Below are 16,776 nucleotides of genomic sequence, written 5' to 3'. Positions count from 1 at the left end.
TCACCCTCCCGCCCTTGCCCTTGCCCTCGCGGCGAGCGGCCGCGGTTCGAGGAAGCTGTAGCAGGGCAGCGGGCCCGCCACCCGGAGTTCGACGCGATCGTGGTGGTGCCGGGCCAGCCGTTCGGCCTCCGCGATGAAGCCGGCGCTCTCGCTCCGGTCCACCAGGAACGACGCGTTGACCTGGCACCCGGAGACCTCCGGCCCGGCGGCGACCGCATGCGCCCGGGGGCTCAGCGCCCGCACGATCTCGTGACCCGCTTCAGCGGCCCGGCGCGACAGCGCGGTGGCCACCGCCTCACCGAGGCGCATGTTCGCCTCGTAGCCGGGCCGTCGGCGCACCGCCTCGCGCAGGCCGCGGATGGTGGCGTCCCCCTTGACGAGCGCGACGAGCGAGTCGTCGGCAGGCATCGCCTTGACGTTGATCTCGACTCTTCCCGCGAGGTCGTCCAAGGCGGCCAGATGCTGCTCCTCGGCGTCCGAGAGCTGCCGGCGGACCACTTCCTTGTCCGGTGCGACCATGCCGAACCGCATGGGCAGGACGGGCCCTGCCGCGGCCAGGGCCAGCAGCAGCTCCTGGTGCGCCATGAGGTCGCGACGACGGGCGCGCAGGTTCGGTGGCGCCGGGCTCACGACCGCGGCAACGTGCCCTTCGCCGATGCGCTCCACCGCCCCTGGCGGATCTCCCACTCCGCGCAGGTGCGAGGGCAACGGGTGGTCGGCCCGGACGATGCCATAGACGTAGATGCCGCAGACGTGGATGCCGTCGTCCGTCACAGCTCACTCCTCCTCTGAGCGCCGCCGGCGGGAGGCGGTTTTGGACCGGGCGGAACTGCTGCGCCGCCGCTGCGGCTGCGCTTCCTCCTCGGATGCGTCCTCCGCGTCGTCGCCGCCCACGACCGAGCGGACGGTGTCACCAATGGAGGTGACGGCCTTTTTGGCCTTGTGCTTTCCGACGCTCTTGGCGGCCTGGCCGCCGAAGAGCTCCGGAACGGTCACGCTGCCCGAATCGTGCTCCAGATCCAGCCGGTTGCACGCTTCCGCAAAACGCAGATACGTATCGACGCTGGCCACCACGATGCGGGCGTCTATCTTGAGGATCTCGATCCCGACCAGGGACACGCGTATGAACACATCGATGACCATCCCCCGGTCCAGGATGAGTTCCATCACGTCGTACAGCGTTCCTGCCCTGGGCGGGCAGGGAATGACTTCGCCGGACAGTCCCGAATACGTCGTCGTGGCCATGTGAGGTGCCCTTTCAGCTGGTCAGCGCTCCGCGTTCACTGGTCGGCCGCACCTCGTCGATAGCGGTGGGTCCGGTAGTACTCGAGCAGTTCGCCCTCGTCGTCGAGCCGCACGTCGTATGTCGCAAGAAGGCTCGTGGTATCCGGAATCCGCGCCAGCTCCAGCACATCCACCTCGACACACCAGCCGTCGTCGGTCCGGCGTACCGCGGACACACCTTCCACCCGCTGGCTGATCAGGCTCTGCAGCATTTCGGCGGCCCGGCGAGCCACTGCCCCGGGATCGTTCCCCGACGCTTTCCTGTGCTTTCGGGCAGCCGTGGACGACCGGACCCGCGTTCGGGATTGTTCTGCCATACACCAAGTCTCATCGTCACCTTGACCTGCGCATCCTCAGCGGGGCCAAATGAGGCGCCGCCGGTTCGGCGCGACCATATGAGGGCCCCGGACGACGACGCCGGTCCCCCGCCGGGAAGTCCGCGCGACGGGCCGCTTCCGTGCGTTCGGCCCCTTCGACAATGGCTGATTTCCCGGTGTGGCCGGACCCGCCCGGGCAGGTTGGGTTGGGTGAAGAGGGTCCGGACAGGGAGGGGCTAAGAGGTGCGCGTGTACGACTACATCATCGTGGGGGCCGGGTCGGCGGGGTGCGTGCTGGCAGCCCGGCTCAGCGAGGACGAGAACACCCGCGTACTGCTCATCGAGGCCGGGCCTGCGGACGATGCCCAGGAGATCCATGTTCCGGCCGCCTTCAGCAAGCTGTTCCAGACCAAGTACGACTGGAGTTACCTCAGCGCATGCGAACCGGGTCTGGACGGCCGCCGCCGGTTCCTGCCCCGGGGCCGGATGCTCGGTGGTTCGTCGTCGATGAACGCGATGATCTACATCCGCGGCAACCGGCGCGACTACGACGCCTGGGCCGCCGCCGGCGCCGACCAGTGGAGCTGGGACGACGTCCTCCCCTACTTCCTGCGCGCCGAGGACTTCCGGGGCAAGAAGTCACCGTGGCACGGCACCGGCGGGCCGCTGACCGTCAGCGAAGGCCGCTCCCGGCATCCGCTGATGGCTGCTTACGTCGCGGCCGCCCGGGAGGCCGGCCACCCCTTCACCGCCGACTTCAACGGCCCGGAACAGGACGGCGTCGGCTACTACCACCTCACCCAGCGCGACGGCATGCGCTGCAGCACGGCCGTCGCGTATCTGCGCCCGGCTCTGGCCCGGCCGAATCTGGAGGTGCTCACCGACGCCCGGTGCACCCGCATCCTGTTCGACGGCGAGCGCGCGAGCGGCGTCGAGCTGGAGCGGGGCGGCGAACTGCAGCAGTGGCACGCCGAGCGGGAGGTGGTGCTGTCGGCCGGCGCGTACAACTCCCCGCAGCTGCTGATGCTTTCGGGGATCGGCGTGGCCGGCGAACTCGCGGCTCTCGGCATCACGCCCCGGGTGGACCTCCCGGTGGGGGAAAACCTGCAGGACCACCCGCATGTCGGCCTCTCCTATCTGACCGACACCGCGACCCTGCTGACCGCCGAGACGCCGGACACCGTGCGCATGCTGGAGACCGAGGGGCGGGGCCCGCTCACCTCCAATGTCGGTGAGGCCGGCGGCTTCCACCGCACCCGCGAGGAACTGGATGCCCCGGACATCCAGGTGCACGCCACCCCGGTGATGTTCCACGAGGAGGGCATCAGCCCCGTCACCGACCACGCCTTCATGTTCGGCGCGGTCCTGCTCGCCCCCACCAGCCGGGGCAAGGTCTCGCTGCGGTCGGCGATCCCCAGCGCGGCTCCGCACATCCTGCACAACTACCTGGCCACCGAGGACGACCGCGCCACGATGCTGCGGGCGCTGAGGATGCTGCTGGACATCGCGGACCGTCCCAGCCTGCGCAAGCACCGCCGCGCCGACTTCCGCGTTCCCCGCTCCACGGACGACGCCGGGCTGCTGGAATTCGCCCGTCGTGAGCTGCACACCTTGTACCACCCGGCGGGCAGCTGCCCGATCGGCCCGGTGGTCGACTCCCGGCTCAGGGTGCACGGGGTGAGCGGCCTGCGGGTGGTGGACGCCTCCGTGATGCCCACGGTGGTCCGGGGCAACACCAATGCCCCCACGATCATGATCGCGGAGAAGGCGGCGGACCTGATCCGCGACATCCCCGCCCCGGCCTGACATCCGTGCCCCGGCCCGACATCCGTGCCCCGGCCTGACATCCGTGCCCCGGCCCGACGGGCCTGACGGGCCTGACCGGCCCGTTCGGGTGAGCCGCGAGGACGGGCCGCACCCCGGCCGGTGCCGTGCGGCGTACGCCCTGGGGTCCCGGCCGAGCGGAGGGCACCGCCCCGGACCGTGGCGCGAGCCGGTGGTGTCCCGGCGGGCGCCCGCGCCGGGCCCCTCCTAGATTGACCCCATGGGGCCGTGCACGGCAGGAGGATGGGCAGGCAACCCGTGAGGAGACCGGAGCTCGATCATGCGGCGCTGTTCGCCGCGACACCGAGCGCTTGCCTGGTCCTGGACCCGGACCTGGTGATCGTCGACGTCAACCAGGCATACCTCCAGGCAACCGGACGCACCCTGGACGATCTGCTCGGGCAGTACGTCTTCGACGCCTTCCCCGACAACCCCGCCGACCCCGACGCCGAAGGGGTGCAGAACCTGCACCCCTCGCTGAACCGGGTGCTGGCTTCCGGAGAGCCGGACACCATGGCGGTCCAGCGCTACGACATCCCCGTGGCCGACGAGCCGGGCCTGTTCGAGGAGCGCTGGTGGTCCACCATCAACACCCCCGTCATCGGGTCGGACGGCACGGTGGCATGGATCATCCACCGGGTGGAGGACGTCACGGCGTTCGTGCACTCCCGCCGGTCCCGTCAGCTGCCCGGCGGACAGTTGAGCGAACGCGAGGAGGCAATGGAGGCCGAGCTGTACGTCCGTGCGAGGGCGCTGCAGCACCTGAACGAGGAGCTGCGCCGGGCCCACGCCCGCGAACGCCAGGTCGCACTCACCCTCCAGGAGGCCATGCTCCACTCCCCCGACCTCGCCCGGCACCGCGACATCGCGGTGCGCTACCTCCCCGCCATCGGCTCACTGAACATCTGCGGCGACTGGTACGACATCGTCGACCTCCCCGGGGAGGCCTTCGCCGTCGCGGTCGGCGATGTCGTCGGCCACGGCCTGGAGGCCGCCGCCGTCATGGGGATGCTCCGCAGCGCTCTCAGCGCCGCCGCCCGTTCCGTCGAGGGGCCCGCCCGGGCGCTGAAGGTGCTGGGCCTGTACGCCCGCTCCGTCGACAAGGCCCTGGCCACCACCGCCGTCCAGGTGCTGATCGACACCGGCCGTCGCGAGGTCACCTACAGCAGCGCCGGCCACCCACCCCCCGTCCTGCTGCGCGCCGACGGCACCCACACGCTCCTGGACCAGGCCACCGACCCGCCCCTGGGCGCCCACTCCGAAGACGAACCCCGCCCGCAGGCCCGCCTTCCGTATGCCTCCGGCGACACCCTCGTCCTCTACACCGACGGCCTCGTCGAACGCCGCGACGAGGACATCGACGCCAGTCTCGCCCGCCTCACCGAAGCCCTCTCCCGCTACAGCCGGTTCAGTCCGGAACGCCTCGCCGACGCGCTGCTGACACGCCTCGGCGTCAGCGCCGGTGCCCGCGACGACATCGCCCTCGTCATCGTCCGCCTGTAACCGGGATCGTCCGCCTGTAACCGGGCAGGGGGAGACGCGTACGAGTGCGGCGGGCTTCCCCAGTTTCCGCGGGAGTGATCCGACGGACCGCGACGCGAGTCATTCGACGTGTACTCCCTGTCATGGTGGGCGACTCCCCACGCACACATGGGCAGCTCTCCTCGTCCCGCAACCCGACCAGCGGATGCAGCTACGAGGTGCGTCACGCACGATGGGAGTAAGAAGATCCAGATCCTCGAACCGCTCGGGATGACCGATGACAGAGCATCCAGGACTTCCTCGTGCGAACCACCGTCGTGCGCCGCAGGACTGCTCAGCACGGACGCCTACCGGAACCGGCCCGCCCGGCTGCCCACACCGCATGTCCGCGGTGAGCACCACCCCGCGGGACTTCCGCGCCGTGCTCCGCGCCGTGCTTCTTGCCCTGGTCGTGGTGCTTGCCGGCGTCGGCGCGTTCACCGGCACTGCCCGGGCGGACAGCGCCCGTTCCCGGACAACTACGGCAGCGGCCCCGGCCCCGGCCCCGGCCGCCCACCCTGCGTTCGCCCCGAGTCAGCCCGCACCCGAGCCCTCAGATGTGGTCCAGACGTATTTCAGGGTCATCAACGAGCGTGATTTCGTGGCTGCTTGGGCAATCGGCGGGCGGCAGCACATCGCGGGGCGGTCGTACGACGCCTTTGTGGCGTCCTTCAACACCGTCTCGAAGTTCGACGTCACGATCGAATCGGTGGAGGGCAACAAGGTCGCGGTCGAGCTCGACGCGACACAGACCGATGAATCCCATCGTCACTACGCCGGCACCTACACCGTGGTGGACGGCGTGATCGTGGCCGCCGACATCCACCCCAAGTGACCGTACGAGCGCCTCGGTCCTCACCCGCTGTCAGCACCCCGGCCCCTCGCGCCCCGCATGTCTCTTTGAGCCGGTTCCCCTCTGCCCGGTGTCGCCCGGGGTACGCGGCCCGAGCTGACTTACCGTGGCCGGGTGACAGCAAGTGCAGGCAAGCGCGCATGCCGCCGTGACCTGTGGGCGGTTGCGGGTGCGGTGGCGCTGTGCGTACTGGCGGCGCTCGTGGGACGCGTCATCAACCGGACCATCTACGGTTCCGAGGGCATTCTGCGGCTGGGCTGGCCCCCGTTGTACGCATGGTGGCTGCCGCACGCCGGCCCCGGCACTCCGGCGGCGGTGGCCGTCGCCGCGCTGGTGGTGGTCTACGGTCCGCCGACCGCACGGCGTCTGCCGTGGCGGGCGCTGGTGCCGGCCGTGTGGGCCGCGGCGATGGCCTGGACGTGGTCGCTCGCGCTCGTGGACGGGTGGGGCCGTGGCGTCGCCGAGCGGCTGACCACGAGCCTGGAGTACCTGCAGTCCGTCGATGACGTGCACGATGTGGGCGCTTTTCTGCGCGACTTCACCCACCACATTCTGGTCGGCTCGCCCGGTATCTGGCCGGCGCATGTGGCCGGTCATCCGCCCGGCGCGCTGCTGACGTTCGTCGGTCTGGACCGGATCGGGCTGGGCGGCGGCGCCTGGGCCGCCGCCTGGTGCCTCACCGTCGGGACCTCCCTCACCTCGGCCGTCCTGGTGACCGTCCGTGTGTGTGGTGATGAGGAACTGGCCCGCCGGGCCGCCCCGTTCCTCGTGCTGGCTCCCGCGGCGGTGTGGATCGGCGTCAGCGCCGACGGCTACTTCGCGGGCGTGGCCGCCTGGGCCCTTGCCCTGCTGGCCATGGCGGCCACACGGAGCACGCGGGTACCGCGCCTTGCCGCGCTGGGCGCGGGGCTGCTGCTCGGCTGGGCCTGGTACCTGTCCTACGGCCTGACCCTGCTCGTCATCCCCGGGGCAGCGGTGCTGCTGATCGCGCGCTCGGCCCGCCCGTTGCCCTGGGTGATTCTGGGCGCGCTGGTGTGGGTGGTGGCGTTCACCTCGGCCGGCTTCTGGTGGCTGGAGGGCTATACGACCCTCGTCGAGCGCTACTACCAAGGCGCCGCGAAGGTACGCCCGTACAGCTACTTCCTCTGGGCCAACCTGGCCGCCCAGGTACTGAGCGTGGGCCTGGCCACCGTCGCCGGGCTGCGCCGCGCCGCCGGTCCGCTGTGGACGGCGGTGCGCGGCATGCGGCGCGAACGGCCTGCCGGGCGGGGCGCCCTCGCCGTGCTGGTCGCGGCAGGGCTGTGCATGGTGCTGCTCGCGGATGTGTCCGGGATGAGCAAGGCGGAGACCGAACGGATCTGGCTGCCCTTCGCCGTGTGGACGCTGCCCGCGTGCGCGCTGCTGCCGCGCCGCTTCCATTCCTGGTGGCTGGCCGCGCAGGGACTTCTCGCCCTGTTGGTCAACCATCTGCTGCTGACCGGCTGGTGACCGTGGCCGGCGAAGGGTGCCGGCGGCGGGGCGGTGCGGTCCGTCGTCGTGGTCGCTCGGCTCCATGGCATCCCTCCGTCGTTTCCGGGCCGGCTCGGCCGGCCGCTCAGGGAAGAGACGTGCAGCTGCCGTGGGAGGGCTGCCGGCTGCGCGTTCTACCCCGCAGCCTCCTGCTCCTGCCCGGAGGTGTCGTCCCGCAGGTAGGCGAGCCGGTCGACCACCTCGACCACCCCGTCGACGCTTTCGCACAGCCGCACGGCGATAGCGACAAGGCTCTTGTGGTCCACCGTGCCGGTGAGCGTCACGGTGCCCTCCGCGACATCGACCGTGACCGCGGACGGGGACACACCGAGCGTCCGCGTCAACACCTCCTCCAGTACCTCCTCCTGGATGGCACGGTCGCGACGCAGAAACAGCCGCACCAGGTCACTGCGGCTGATCACACCGATGAGCCGCCCGGTGTCATCGACCACGGGCAGCCGCTTGACCTTCTTCTTCTCCATCGTCCTGGCCGCTTCGACGACACTCCACTCGGGTCGGGCCACCACGGCGGGGCTCGTCATGATCGCCTCGGCGGTGGTCGCCCCGAGCTTGGCGAGCTGCCTGCGCAGCAGATCGGCCTCGGACACCACGCCCACCGGCCGCTCGTCCTCATCGAGGACCGGGACGGCGGTGATGTCGTACTCGTCGAGCAGGTGGGCGATCTCCTTGAACGGAGTGCCCCGCTGGACGACGACGGCGTGGGGTGTCATCAGGTCGGCAACGCTGCGGTGCCTCATCTTCGGCCAGTCCCTCCGGGTGGTGCACGGGCCGGACTCACCGGCCTCACGGGCAGGGGATCCGGTAAGGACAAGCCTGCCTCGCACCGTGGCGGTGTGCGCAGGGCCCGACGGGTCCGGCGCGTCCTCGGCCATGCGCGATCACAGGGGGCCGGTCATTCGTGCGGCACCACCGCGATCGGGCAGGTCACATGGTGGATGGCGGCATGCGCCACCGGGCCGATGCGTGGCGCGAGCGGGGGACGGTGCAGTTTGCGGCCGACCACCAGCAGTTCGGCGCCGAAGACCGACTGGACCAGGGCCCGGGTCGGGCTCTCCGGCAGAACGGTCCGCTGTACCGGGACCTCGGGGAATCGCTCACACCACGGATGCAGGGAGTCCTGCAGCTCGATATCCGCTTCCTTGGTGAGTTCCGTCGCGGCATCGGGGTCCAGGCCCCACGGGGTATACGCCTCCACGGGGAGCGGACGCCCGTGCACGGCCTGCAGCGAAAGCCCCCGGCTCGCCGCGGCGTCGAAGGCGAATTCGAGCATCCGTTCGCACGGGCCGTTCAGGCTAAGGCCGGCGACGACCCGCGCTTCGGGGGCGGGCGGCGGGCCGTCCGGCGGTTCGTGACGCGGTGGTTTCGCGCGCCCGCCCGCCTCCCGGACGAGCACGACCGGCCCCTTGGTCCGGCCCACCACGTTCAGGCTCACATCGCCGAGTACATAGCTCTCCCACGGCCCGAGCGCCCGCGAGCCGAGCACGACCATCCGCGACTCGCCTGCCGCGCCCAGCAGCGCCGCTTCGGCCTCCGCCCCCACCAGGTCCTCGATGATCCGCAGACCCGGATGGCGTTCGCGCACCTCGTCCCGGGCCCGGCGCACGACCTCCCGGGCGCCGGCGTTCCGGTCCCGGTCCACGGGGGTGTGCGGGGCCTCGGCGACCAGCAGTATCCACGCATGAAGAAGCCGAAGCGCCGACTTCCGCCGGTCCGCTTCGTCAGCGGCCCAGTGCGCGGCCGCCAGGCTCTCCGGCGAGCCGTCGAGTCCCACGGTGATGACTTCCGGCTCCATGGCCGCCTCCGACCGGGTACGACGTCTCCGCCCCACTTCCCCATCGTGGCCCCGATCGCCGGAGCCTGCCAGGCCGTACGGGGCCCCGCGGCTGCGGCGCGGTGACACCGGGCCGACCTGCCGCTGCGGGCCGTCCGCGGGCTGTGGGCGCCGGCTGCCGTCAGGAGCCGGCGGACGAGCTCGGGTCGTTGGACGGGCGTGGGCCTGCCGGGCCCTTGCGGAGTCCTTCGTTGAGCCGCCGGGCTTCTTCGAGTTGGTCTTCGGGGGTGACGATGCGGCAGGCGGCGTCGACCGGGGTGCCCTGGTCCACGAGTTCGCGGGCGCGCGCGGCGATCCGCGACTGATGGCGGGAGTAACGGCGGTGACCGCCCTCGGAGCGGAGCGGAACGATGAGCCGGGCCTCGCCCACCGCCGGCAGGAAGGCGGGTGTCGTGCCGATCATCTCCGCGGCACGCCCCCTCGTGTGAGCGGGGAAGCCATCGTCATCGAATTTGTCGGTGACATGCGGGCGGGGCTCGGGGGTCACTTGCACCTCTCGGCTGAACGCGTCGAAGGGCCCTGGTGCGTCCGGCACCGGGCCCCAAGGTGGCCAACACCGTCTCCCGGCACCGCGCACCGGCCGGACCGCCCGGCCGGGACCGTTACCGCTCCGGGCCCGGATACCCCCGCGGGGCATACCGCGACAGCAGGTAATTTCGTTGACTAGAAGAGAAATAGCAACCACATGGATTTCGAATGTCTATCGTGGCTGGCATAGATTTTCGGCGTCGCCACAACCCGGCGGAGTGGCGGGGCGAGGAGCCGGGAGGGGCGGGGAGGGGACCCGGACCGGCCGGCCCGTACCACGGCCGGGCAAGAACCCAGCAGGAACCGAGCAGGACCCGAGCAGGAACCGGGCGGGCTCAGTCATGGCCGGCGCGGGGCCGGCCGTACGGCGCACAGCGGACGGACCGGCTGCGCGCGGGAGCCGGCCGGGCGGGAGTGGGCGGCGGGCCGCGCGCTTCCCGGCCGGAGGACCGGTGCGCCGAGGGTGAATATCTGGTGCCGCAACAACAGAAATACCTGCCAGGCCGGTGGGGATTTTTCCGGCCGGAAAGGGGCGGCAGCAACAGCCGCGCAGGGCCGCTGGTGCCGTGCTAGTGTCGATCTCAGTTGCAGTTGTGGTTCCCAAAGACTTCACGCTACCTCGCCGGCTTCCCAGGCCGGCGGGAATGCTTTTGTATTTCCGGTTTTCCGGAGGGGCAATCATCGCGGCGACGCGGGGTTCGCACAGTGCGGCCCCGGGCACTGCCCCGAAGGAGATATGACATGGCTACTGGCACCGTGAAGTGGTTCAACTCGGAAAAGGGTTTCGGCTTCATCGAGCAGGACGGCGGCGGCGCTGACGTCTTCGCCCACTACTCGAACATCGCCACCCAGGGCTTCCGTGAGCTGCAGGAGGGCCAGAAGGTGACCTTCGACGTCACGCAGGGCCAGAAGGGCCCGCAGGCCGAGAACATCCTCCCCGCCTGACACTGACGCGTCACATCGCAGCTGGGGCCCGCACCTTGGGTGCGGGCCCCAGCTCGTTGCCCTTTGCGGAATGCGCTGTGCGTGCCGTCGCGGCCGCACGAGCGACAAGGGGCAGCCTGTTCGGCACCGAACCGCAGCCTGCTGCGGCAGTACGGCAGTCCGACCAGTCCCGTGCTCCGGCACCGTGTCCGCCTCTCTTTGCGGCGGCACTTTTTCACGCGTCGGCGGTCGATTCCGCCCCGCCTCGTTCCATCTGTTTTCTACGGTCCGTGCTGCGATTCTTTTGTGTGTGGCTGACAGCTGCCGGGAATTCTTCGACGTACCGCATCGAGGAAGGTTCTTCATGAACCGCACAGCTCGCCCGAACGATCGCTCCGCCCGGAACCGTTCCGCCGGCTCCGCCGGCTCCGGCCGCGGCGGCTACCGCTCGCAGGCGTCGAACCGGTCCGGTGGCGCCAAGCGGCGCCGCCCCGCCGCACGGCCGGAAGAGTTCGCGCTGCCCGTCACGACCACCCCCGCACTTCCCCCGGCCGAGACCTTCGCCGCACTGGACATGCCGCCCGCGCTGCTGGCGTCGCTGACCGCCGAAGGGGTGACCGCCCCGTTCCCGATCCAGGCCGCCACGCTGCCGAACTCGCTGGCCGGGCGCGACGTTCTGGGCCGTGGGCGCACCGGTTCGGGCAAGACGCTCGCCTTTGGTCTGGCCCTGCTGGCCCGTACCGCCGGGCAGCGCGCCGAGCCCGGACGGCCGCTCGCCCTGGTGCTGGTCCCCACTCGCGAGCTGGCGCAGCAGGTCACCGATGCGCTCACCCCCTACGCACGGTCACTGTCGCTGCGGATGGCCACCGTCGTCGGCGGGATGTCGATCGGCCGGCAGGCGAGCGCGCTGCGCGCCGGGGCCGAGGTGGTCGTCGCGACGCCCGGACGGCTCAAGGACCTCATCGGTCGTGGTGACTGCCGCCTGAACCAGGTCGCCATCACCGTGCTGGACGAGGCCGACCAGATGGCCGACATGGGCTTCATGCCCCAGGTCACCGCGCTGCTCGACCAGGTCCGGCCCGAGGGCCAGCGGATGCTCTTCTCGGCCACCCTGGACCGCAACGTCGACCTGCTGGTCCGGCGCTACCTGACCGACCCCGTGGTCCACTCCGTCGACCCCTCGGCAGGCGCCGTCACCACGATGGAGCACCACCTGCTGCATGTCCGTGACGCCGACAAGCACGCCACCACCACGGAGATCGCCGCGCGGGAAGGCCGGTCGATCATGTTCCTGGACACCAAGCGCGCCGTGGACAAGCTCACCAAGCACCTGCTGAACAGCGGCGTGCGCGCCGCGGCCCTGCACGGCGGCAAGTCCCAGCCCCAGCGCACCCGCACCCTGGCCCAGTTCAAGACCGGCCAGGTCACGGTCCTGGTGGCCACCAACGTCGCGGCCCGCGGCATCCACGTCGACAACCTCGACCTCGTCGTCAACGTCGACCCGCCCACGGACCACAAGGACTACCTGCACCGCGGCGGTCGTACCGCCCGGGCCGGCGAGTCCGGCAGCGTCGTCACCCTCGTCCTGCCCAGCCAGCGCCGCGAGATGGACCGGCTGATGGCCGACGCGGGAATCAGCCCGCAGTCCACCCAGGTCCGCTCCGGGGAGGCCGAACTGAGCCGCATCACCGGCGCCCAGGCCCCCTCCGGCGTTCCGGTCATCATCGCCGCACCGGTCGTCGAGCGCCCCAAGCGCAGCGGCTCCTCCACCCGCGGCCGCCGCAGCCGCTCCGCCCAGGCCCGTCGCTCCACCGGATCGCCCCGGACCGCGACCGGTGCGTCCCCGCGGCAGCGGTCCGGCGGCAAGGCGTCATGACCACCAGCTCCGCCCGTCCGTTTCCGGCTTCTCCTCGACCCTGAAGAGGCACTATGCGCGTCGTCATCGCCCGCTTCCCCTTCGACTTGATCAAGACCGAGGTGCAGGATGCGATGAAGGGCATCAAGCCCGAACCCGTCACAGGTGAGTCGGTGCAGATCGGCAGCCGTCACTACCCCGTCAAGCAGGTCGGGGAGGTCATCACCCGGCAGGACCGTCGTGACTTCTCCGCCGGCGAGGTGACCCGGGCGCTGACCCGCCTCGGGTTCACCTGCCACCCCGCGGCCCCGGCCGCCCGGACCCCGCTCCAGGAGGCGTCGGACCTGCTCCAGGCGCCGGCATCCCCTGACTGGAATCCGGAGAGCTGACACCCCGGCGGCACAGCGGCATGGCGTCACCAGGGCATGGCGTCACCGTCATGGCTCATGACGTCATGCCGTCTGGCGATTCGTCAGCGATCAGCGATCAGCGGTCGGAGTAGCGGAAGTCGCCCACCGTCCAGGCGCCCACGTCCTTGATCGCCACGCGGTACATCCCGCCGGTCTCGGGCAGGCCGAAGCTTCCCTGCAGGATCCTCGCCACATGGAAGTGCAGGTGCGTGGGCGGACCGCTCCGGTGGGCCGGGCGGGAGTGCGTACCGGCTGAGGAGAAGAGCGCGGAGAACGGCCCCAGCCGTTCCGATTCCTCAAGGACCTCGGCCACGCGCTGCCGCCACACGGTCTCGGGTGCCAACCGCCCGGTGAGGACGGCGCCTTGGACCGCAACGGTGAGAGACATCTGATTGCTCTGCTCCGACTCCACCATGGCGGCGATGTCGACGAGCAGTTCGTCGGGCTTCGACATGGCAGCAGACTTTACTGCCGTGACCGTCCCTTGGCAGCACACGCGGCGGCGGGCAGTCGCCCCGCGCTGCCCTCCTGACACTCGTACGGCCCTCCGAAGGCGCCGTACGACTCCCGTGTGACTCTCGTACGACTGCCGTACGGAGCCCGCGCGGGCTCCGTACGGGTCCCGTGCCGCCGCCCGGACGTGCCGGCTGCTGCCCCGGAACCCTCTTGCCGCGGAGCGCCGCGCCGCTTTCCCCGGAGTGCCGGAGCCTTCACGGGGTAACGGTCAAAAGGTGCGGGCGGGGTGCCCGTCGACAGGAAGGGAAGCGGCGGATGGCCATAGCCAAGACCAGCGTCCTGGTACTGGATTGTGCGGAGCCCGCGGCGCTGGCGGATTTCTACGCACAATTCCTCGGCGGAGAAGTGCGGATCGGGACCAGCCCGGACTACATCGAGGTGGTCGAAGGCGGCACCGTCCATCTCGCGATACGGCGGGACCGCGGCGCGGCGCCGCCGAGTTGGCCCCGGCCCGACGACTCACAACAGGCGCATCTGCACTTTCTCGTCCCGCAGGACAACATGGACGAGGCGGAGCGCGAGGCCGTCAGCCTGGGGGCCCGGCCCTTGCAGACCCGGGAGAACGGCGGGCCCTATGACGCCCGCCGCTACTCGGACCCCGCGGGCCACCCCTTTGTTCTCGCCGCGAGCGAAGGGCACGCCCTGGGGCAGGCGAACTGAGACGCGCCATGGACGGGCCGTGGGCCGGGACCCTTGCCCGGGGTCCCGGCCCACGTGGTAGGCGCGGAAGGGCTTCCGCAGAACACGTCGAGGACGCCGCCGTGGCTCTCAGGGGTTCTGCGGGTCGACCCCCGTCTGCGCTTCGGCGTCCCTGCCGCCGCTGGGCCGGCGGGAAGGACCCTTCGGTCCCATGTCCCGCATGCCCTTCTCATCGGTCTCGGCAGCCTGCTTCTCGCCGCTGCGCGTCTCGCTCTTCACTTCGCTGGCCGGCGGCACCTTCTCCTGCCCGGACGACTCCTTGCTGCTGTCCTTCCCTGGCGCATAGCGCTCGGGGTCGAACGACCTGTGCGCGCTCTCGTTCTTCTGCTGCTCGGTCTGGTCGACGTCGGGCGACCAGCCGTGTTGCTCGGTGCCTTTGTGCGTGCTGGGGCCCTCACCCGTCCTCGGGTGCGACTTCCGGTGCTTGGTCATGTCTGCTCCCTTGGTTGGCGCCGCCGACGGGCGGCGCCGGCCCGCGCCCCCTGCGGTGGCCGAAAGGCCTGCGCGGGGGCGGCAAGCCCTCGCCTCCTGCAGTCCTCCGGCTCATGTGCCGTGCCCATGCCTGTGACCCACGCGCCGAAGACTCCCCCACGTTCCAGCCTGCGGGCCGACCGGATCATCCGCATCTCAGCCGCGGGCGGTGCGGTGTGTAGCGTCGGGGTGACCCTCCGTCCCTACGAGTGCCCCCAGCCGATGCCTCGGGCGGGCAGACCCCGCAGGGACGGTGGCCCGTCACCGGGCCGCGTCCGCACGGATCAGGCGGTCCGGTGGTGTTCCTTGCGGCGGCGCAGTACCAGGAAGGTGCCGGTGGCGCCTGCCGCGACCACGGCCGCGCCGACACCCACCGGGAGCACGGGGAAGCCGGACGCATCGTCGGCCGAGGCCAGGTTCTGCAGTGCGGGGCCCGGGTCGATGGTCGTGGCGACCGGTGCGACATGCCGGATCGGGCCGACCGACTTGACCGAGCCGTCCGCGTTGAGGAGCACCTGCTTGTTGTTGGGGTGCCGGAAGTCGAACATGCCGTTCAGCGAGCCGGCCCGGCTGTCGAAGGAGGCATCGCCGATCCGGCCGGTGTGCCAGTTGTTCTCGATGAACTTGATGACCGAGGTCTGCTCGGTCCGGGTGTGGTCGATCTTGTTGACCCTGCTGTACGGGGAGATGACCAGCAGCGGCTGCCGGGTGCCGGGGCCGCAGCGGTCCGCATAGCCGCCGGCGGCCGCGGGGCCCGCCTGGCAGGCGGGGCTGTCGGTGGCCTTGCCGTTGGAGCCGGTGGAGGTGTCCTTGGAGCCGTTGCGCGGCTTGACGAAGGTGTGGTCGTACCAGCCGTCGGAATCGTCGTAGGCGACGACGACGGCGGTGTCCTTCCACTGCGGCGACTGCTGGATGCGGTTGATCCGGTCGACGAGGAAGTGCTGTTCGTCGACCGGGTCGGAGTAGGAGGCGTGGGCATCCTGGTACGCGGGGGCCTTGAGGAAGCTGACGGCCGGCAGCTTGCCCGCCTTGAGGACGGCGTCGAAGTCGCTCAGGTCGTAGTTGTGGTTGGCCCGTCCGGCATGGCCGACCTCGTCGACGCTCTTCGGCGGCAGGTGGTGCGGGTTGGACGTCGACTTGTAGTACTGGAACGGCGCGTGGTGCGGGCTGTAGTCGACGACCGCCGCTCCCCCGACGTTGGTGTGCGTGGTCCCGCCGCACTTGGCGTAGTGGTCCGGCTCGCCGTCCCATCCGGTGCTGGGCCGGAAGCCGCCCTGGAACCAGCCCCAGCTGACATGGCGGGAGTTGAGGACGTCGCCGATGTTGCGCCCCTTCATGGCGGCGAGCGCATTCTTGCCGGTGTGGTCCTTGTTGGAGCAGTCGTCGTACGCCGGGTCCGGGTCGTTGATCATCGTGCCGACGCCCCGTGCGTCGGGTGACTGCACGGCGTACGCGTCGGGGGTGGCGGTCTGCCGCGGGTTCTCGGTGCCGGAGGCAGGGTCCATGGAGACGACGCCGTGGGTCTGTCCGGAGGCCAGGTTGATGGCGCCCGGTGTGGAGGGGCCGTAGACCGAGCTGAAGGAGCGGTCGTTGAGGGCGTAGTGCTGGGCGTAGTTCCACAGGCCGGTGACGGTGTTGCCGTCGTAGTAGTCCATCACCAGGCCGGGCTCGCCGAAGAGACCGCCGGAGCACTTGCCGGAGTCGGTGTTCTGGACGAACCGGTCGGCCTTGCCGCCGTGGTACGCGTACTGCTCGGGCCCGTAGTCATGGGTCTGGTCGCAGGTCATGGCCTGCTGTGGCGTGAGCCGCTTGGGCGCGTACTGGTTGGGGTTGTGCTTCAGCAGCCCGGCGGTGCGCAGGTTGTCGATGTTGCGGGGTGTGTGCGGGGAGGCGGTGAACTTGGTGCCGTCGGTGTTGGCGGCCTGGGGATAGGTCGCGAAGTAATGGTCGAACGAGATGTTCTCGTCGAAGAGCACGACCACGTGCTTGACGGGAGTGGCCGTCCGGGAGGAATCGGGGTGGTGCGGCCCGGCGGCCCATGAAGGCGTACCCGCGCCCAGGACCGTGAGTGCCGCGGCACCCGTCAGGGCCCCCAGGCGCCGTATCGCTGCTCGTCTTCCCCTACTGGCCATGCTGGTTCACCCTCCGGGCCGGGACGTGATGGTGCTGTACGGGCGGATGCTCTGCCGGGCGGACGGCGGTCCGGCAGAGCC

17 protein-coding genes are annotated in these 16,776 nt (G+C 70.7%); 8 read left to right on the top strand and 9 right to left on the bottom strand.

Annotation, left to right across the window (positions count from 1 at the left end):
- From ACGFR7_RS20445 to ACGFR7_RS20435, 3 genes are read right to left on the bottom strand one after another with little or no spacing between them, the layout of a single operon-like run.
- On the bottom strand, nucleotides 1–774 hold the full coding sequence (locus ACGFR7_RS20445; protein ID WP_393320917.1) for a GvpL/GvpF family gas vesicle protein: 774 nt from the start codon (nucleotides 772–774) through the stop codon (nucleotides 1–3).
- A gap of 3 nt (nucleotides 775–777) precedes the next feature.
- A complete protein-coding gene (locus tag ACGFR7_RS20440) occupies nucleotides 778–1,245 on the bottom strand; it encodes a gas vesicle structural protein GvpA (RefSeq protein WP_393320914.1) in 468 nt (155 codons plus the stop codon).
- 35 nt (nucleotides 1,246–1,280) lie between these two features.
- Entirely contained in the window at nucleotides 1,281–1,601 is a 321-nt protein-coding gene (locus ACGFR7_RS20435; RefSeq protein ID WP_393320912.1) for a gas vesicle protein, read from the bottom strand.
- A 249-nt stretch (nucleotides 1,602–1,850) separates the two neighbouring features.
- On the opposite strand from ACGFR7_RS20435, the gene ACGFR7_RS20430 reads away from it, so the two are divergent.
- From ACGFR7_RS20430 to ACGFR7_RS20415, 4 genes are all read left to right on the top strand, one after another.
- Nucleotides 1,851–3,407: a GMC family oxidoreductase gene (locus ACGFR7_RS20430; RefSeq protein ID WP_393320909.1), complete on the top strand. Its 1,557-nt coding sequence runs from the start codon at nucleotides 1,851–1,853 to the stop codon at nucleotides 3,405–3,407.
- Between the two features lie 261 nt (nucleotides 3,408–3,668).
- A complete protein-coding gene (locus ACGFR7_RS20425) occupies nucleotides 3,669–4,928 on the top strand; it encodes a PP2C family protein-serine/threonine phosphatase (RefSeq protein ID WP_393320906.1) in 1,260 nt (419 codons plus the stop codon).
- A 370-nt stretch (nucleotides 4,929–5,298) separates the two neighbouring features.
- Nucleotides 5,299–5,781 (top strand): hypothetical protein, encoded by a 483-nt coding sequence (locus ACGFR7_RS20420; RefSeq protein WP_393320903.1) that lies wholly within the window; start codon nucleotides 5,299–5,301, stop codon nucleotides 5,779–5,781.
- A 132-nt stretch (nucleotides 5,782–5,913) separates the two neighbouring features.
- Nucleotides 5,914–7,287 (top strand): hypothetical protein, encoded by a 1,374-nt coding sequence (locus tag ACGFR7_RS20415; protein ID WP_393320900.1) that lies wholly within the window; start codon nucleotides 5,914–5,916, stop codon nucleotides 7,285–7,287.
- A gap of 155 nt (nucleotides 7,288–7,442) precedes the next feature.
- Here the strand turns inward: ACGFR7_RS20415 and ACGFR7_RS20410 are convergent, their stop codons facing one another.
- The 3 genes from ACGFR7_RS20410 to ACGFR7_RS20400 form a co-directional block, all read right to left on the bottom strand.
- Entirely contained in the window at nucleotides 7,443–8,066 is a 624-nt protein-coding gene (locus ACGFR7_RS20410) for a CBS domain-containing protein (protein ID WP_393320897.1), read from the bottom strand.
- Nucleotides 8,067–8,221: 155 nt separating this feature from the next.
- Complete coding sequence (locus ACGFR7_RS20405; protein WP_393320894.1) at nucleotides 8,222–9,121, bottom strand: universal stress protein; 900 nt, start codon at nucleotides 9,119–9,121, stop codon at nucleotides 8,222–8,224.
- Nucleotides 9,122–9,281: 160 nt separating this feature from the next.
- Nucleotides 9,282–9,647 (bottom strand): MerR family transcriptional regulator, encoded by a 366-nt coding sequence (locus ACGFR7_RS20400; RefSeq protein ID WP_393320892.1) that lies wholly within the window; start codon nucleotides 9,645–9,647, stop codon nucleotides 9,282–9,284.
- A gap of 782 nt (nucleotides 9,648–10,429) precedes the next feature.
- Here ACGFR7_RS20400 and ACGFR7_RS20395 point away from each other — a divergent pair.
- The 3 genes from ACGFR7_RS20395 to ACGFR7_RS20385 all read left to right on the top strand — a co-directional run bounded on the left by ACGFR7_RS20395 (nucleotide 10,430) and on the right by ACGFR7_RS20385 (nucleotide 12,856).
- On the top strand, nucleotides 10,430–10,633 hold the full coding sequence (locus ACGFR7_RS20395) for a cold-shock protein (RefSeq protein WP_042152846.1): 204 nt from the start codon (nucleotides 10,430–10,432) through the stop codon (nucleotides 10,631–10,633).
- 343 nt (nucleotides 10,634–10,976) lie between these two features.
- Nucleotides 10,977–12,488, top strand: a complete 1,512-nt coding sequence (locus ACGFR7_RS20390) for a DEAD/DEAH box helicase (RefSeq protein WP_393320887.1) — start codon at nucleotides 10,977–10,979, stop codon at nucleotides 12,486–12,488.
- A gap of 53 nt (nucleotides 12,489–12,541) precedes the next feature.
- Nucleotides 12,542–12,856 carry an SCO5918 family protein gene (locus tag ACGFR7_RS20385; RefSeq protein WP_393320884.1) on the top strand — a complete coding sequence of 105 codons (315 nt, stop codon included), beginning with the start codon at nucleotides 12,542–12,544 and terminating at the stop codon, nucleotides 12,854–12,856.
- 97 nt (nucleotides 12,857–12,953) lie between these two features.
- On the opposite strand, the gene ACGFR7_RS20380 is transcribed toward ACGFR7_RS20385, so the two are convergent.
- Complete coding sequence (locus ACGFR7_RS20380) at nucleotides 12,954–13,331, bottom strand: hypothetical protein (protein ID WP_393320881.1); 378 nt, start codon at nucleotides 13,329–13,331, stop codon at nucleotides 12,954–12,956.
- Nucleotides 13,332–13,648: 317 nt separating this feature from the next.
- On the opposite strand from ACGFR7_RS20380, the gene ACGFR7_RS20375 reads away from it, so the two are divergent.
- Complete coding sequence (locus ACGFR7_RS20375; protein ID WP_159478243.1) at nucleotides 13,649–14,053, top strand: VOC family protein; 405 nt, start codon at nucleotides 13,649–13,651, stop codon at nucleotides 14,051–14,053.
- A 108-nt stretch (nucleotides 14,054–14,161) separates the two neighbouring features.
- Here ACGFR7_RS20375 and ACGFR7_RS20370 read toward each other — a convergent pair whose 3' ends face one another.
- Both ACGFR7_RS20370 and ACGFR7_RS20365 read right to left on the bottom strand, forming a co-directional pair.
- Nucleotides 14,162–14,524, bottom strand: coding sequence for a hypothetical protein (locus tag ACGFR7_RS20370; RefSeq protein ID WP_393320878.1), 363 nt, complete (start codon nucleotides 14,522–14,524; stop codon nucleotides 14,162–14,164).
- A gap of 323 nt (nucleotides 14,525–14,847) precedes the next feature.
- Nucleotides 14,848–16,695 (bottom strand): phospholipase C, encoded by a 1,848-nt coding sequence (locus ACGFR7_RS20365; protein WP_393320875.1) that lies wholly within the window; start codon nucleotides 16,693–16,695, stop codon nucleotides 14,848–14,850.
- Nucleotides 16,696–16,776: the final 81 nt, after the last annotated feature.

Origin of the sequence: Streptomyces sp. NPDC048516, from assembly GCF_043199875.1 — a bacterium.
In the GTDB taxonomy this organism is placed as follows: domain Bacteria; phylum Actinomycetota; class Actinomycetes; order Streptomycetales; family Streptomycetaceae; genus Streptomyces.
The sequence above is the reverse complement of the archived record's forward strand: the minus strand, read 5'-3'. Positions and strand labels throughout refer to the sequence as shown.

Coding starts and splice junctions, on each gene's coding strand:
- ACGFR7_RS20440 (WP_393320914.1), bottom strand. CDS start 1,245: ATGGCCACGACGACGTATTCGGGACTGTCCGGCGAAGTCATTCCCTGC.
- ACGFR7_RS20435 (WP_393320912.1), bottom strand. CDS start 1,601: ATGGCAGAACAATCCCGAACGCGGGTCCGGTCGTCCACGGCTGCCCGA.
- ACGFR7_RS20425 (WP_393320906.1), top strand. CDS start 3,669: ATGGGCAGGCAACCCGTGAGGAGACCGGAGCTCGATCATGCGGCGCTG.
- ACGFR7_RS20410 (WP_393320897.1), bottom strand. CDS start 8,066: ATGAGGCACCGCAGCGTTGCCGACCTGATGACACCCCACGCCGTCGTC.
- ACGFR7_RS20405 (WP_393320894.1), bottom strand. CDS start 9,121: ATGGAGCCGGAAGTCATCACCGTGGGACTCGACGGCTCGCCGGAGAGC.
- ACGFR7_RS20395 (WP_042152846.1), top strand. CDS start 10,430: ATGGCTACTGGCACCGTGAAGTGGTTCAACTCGGAAAAGGGTTTCGGC.
- ACGFR7_RS20390 (WP_393320887.1), top strand. CDS start 10,977: ATGAACCGCACAGCTCGCCCGAACGATCGCTCCGCCCGGAACCGTTCC.
- ACGFR7_RS20385 (WP_393320884.1), top strand. CDS start 12,542: ATGCGCGTCGTCATCGCCCGCTTCCCCTTCGACTTGATCAAGACCGAG.
- ACGFR7_RS20380 (WP_393320881.1), bottom strand. CDS start 13,331: ATGTCGAAGCCCGACGAACTGCTCGTCGACATCGCCGCCATGGTGGAG.
- ACGFR7_RS20375 (WP_159478243.1), top strand. CDS start 13,649: ATGGCCATAGCCAAGACCAGCGTCCTGGTACTGGATTGTGCGGAGCCC.
- ACGFR7_RS20370 (WP_393320878.1), bottom strand. CDS start 14,524: ATGACCAAGCACCGGAAGTCGCACCCGAGGACGGGTGAGGGCCCCAGC.
- ACGFR7_RS20365 (WP_393320875.1), bottom strand. CDS start 16,695: ATGGCCAGTAGGGGAAGACGAGCAGCGATACGGCGCCTGGGGGCCCTG.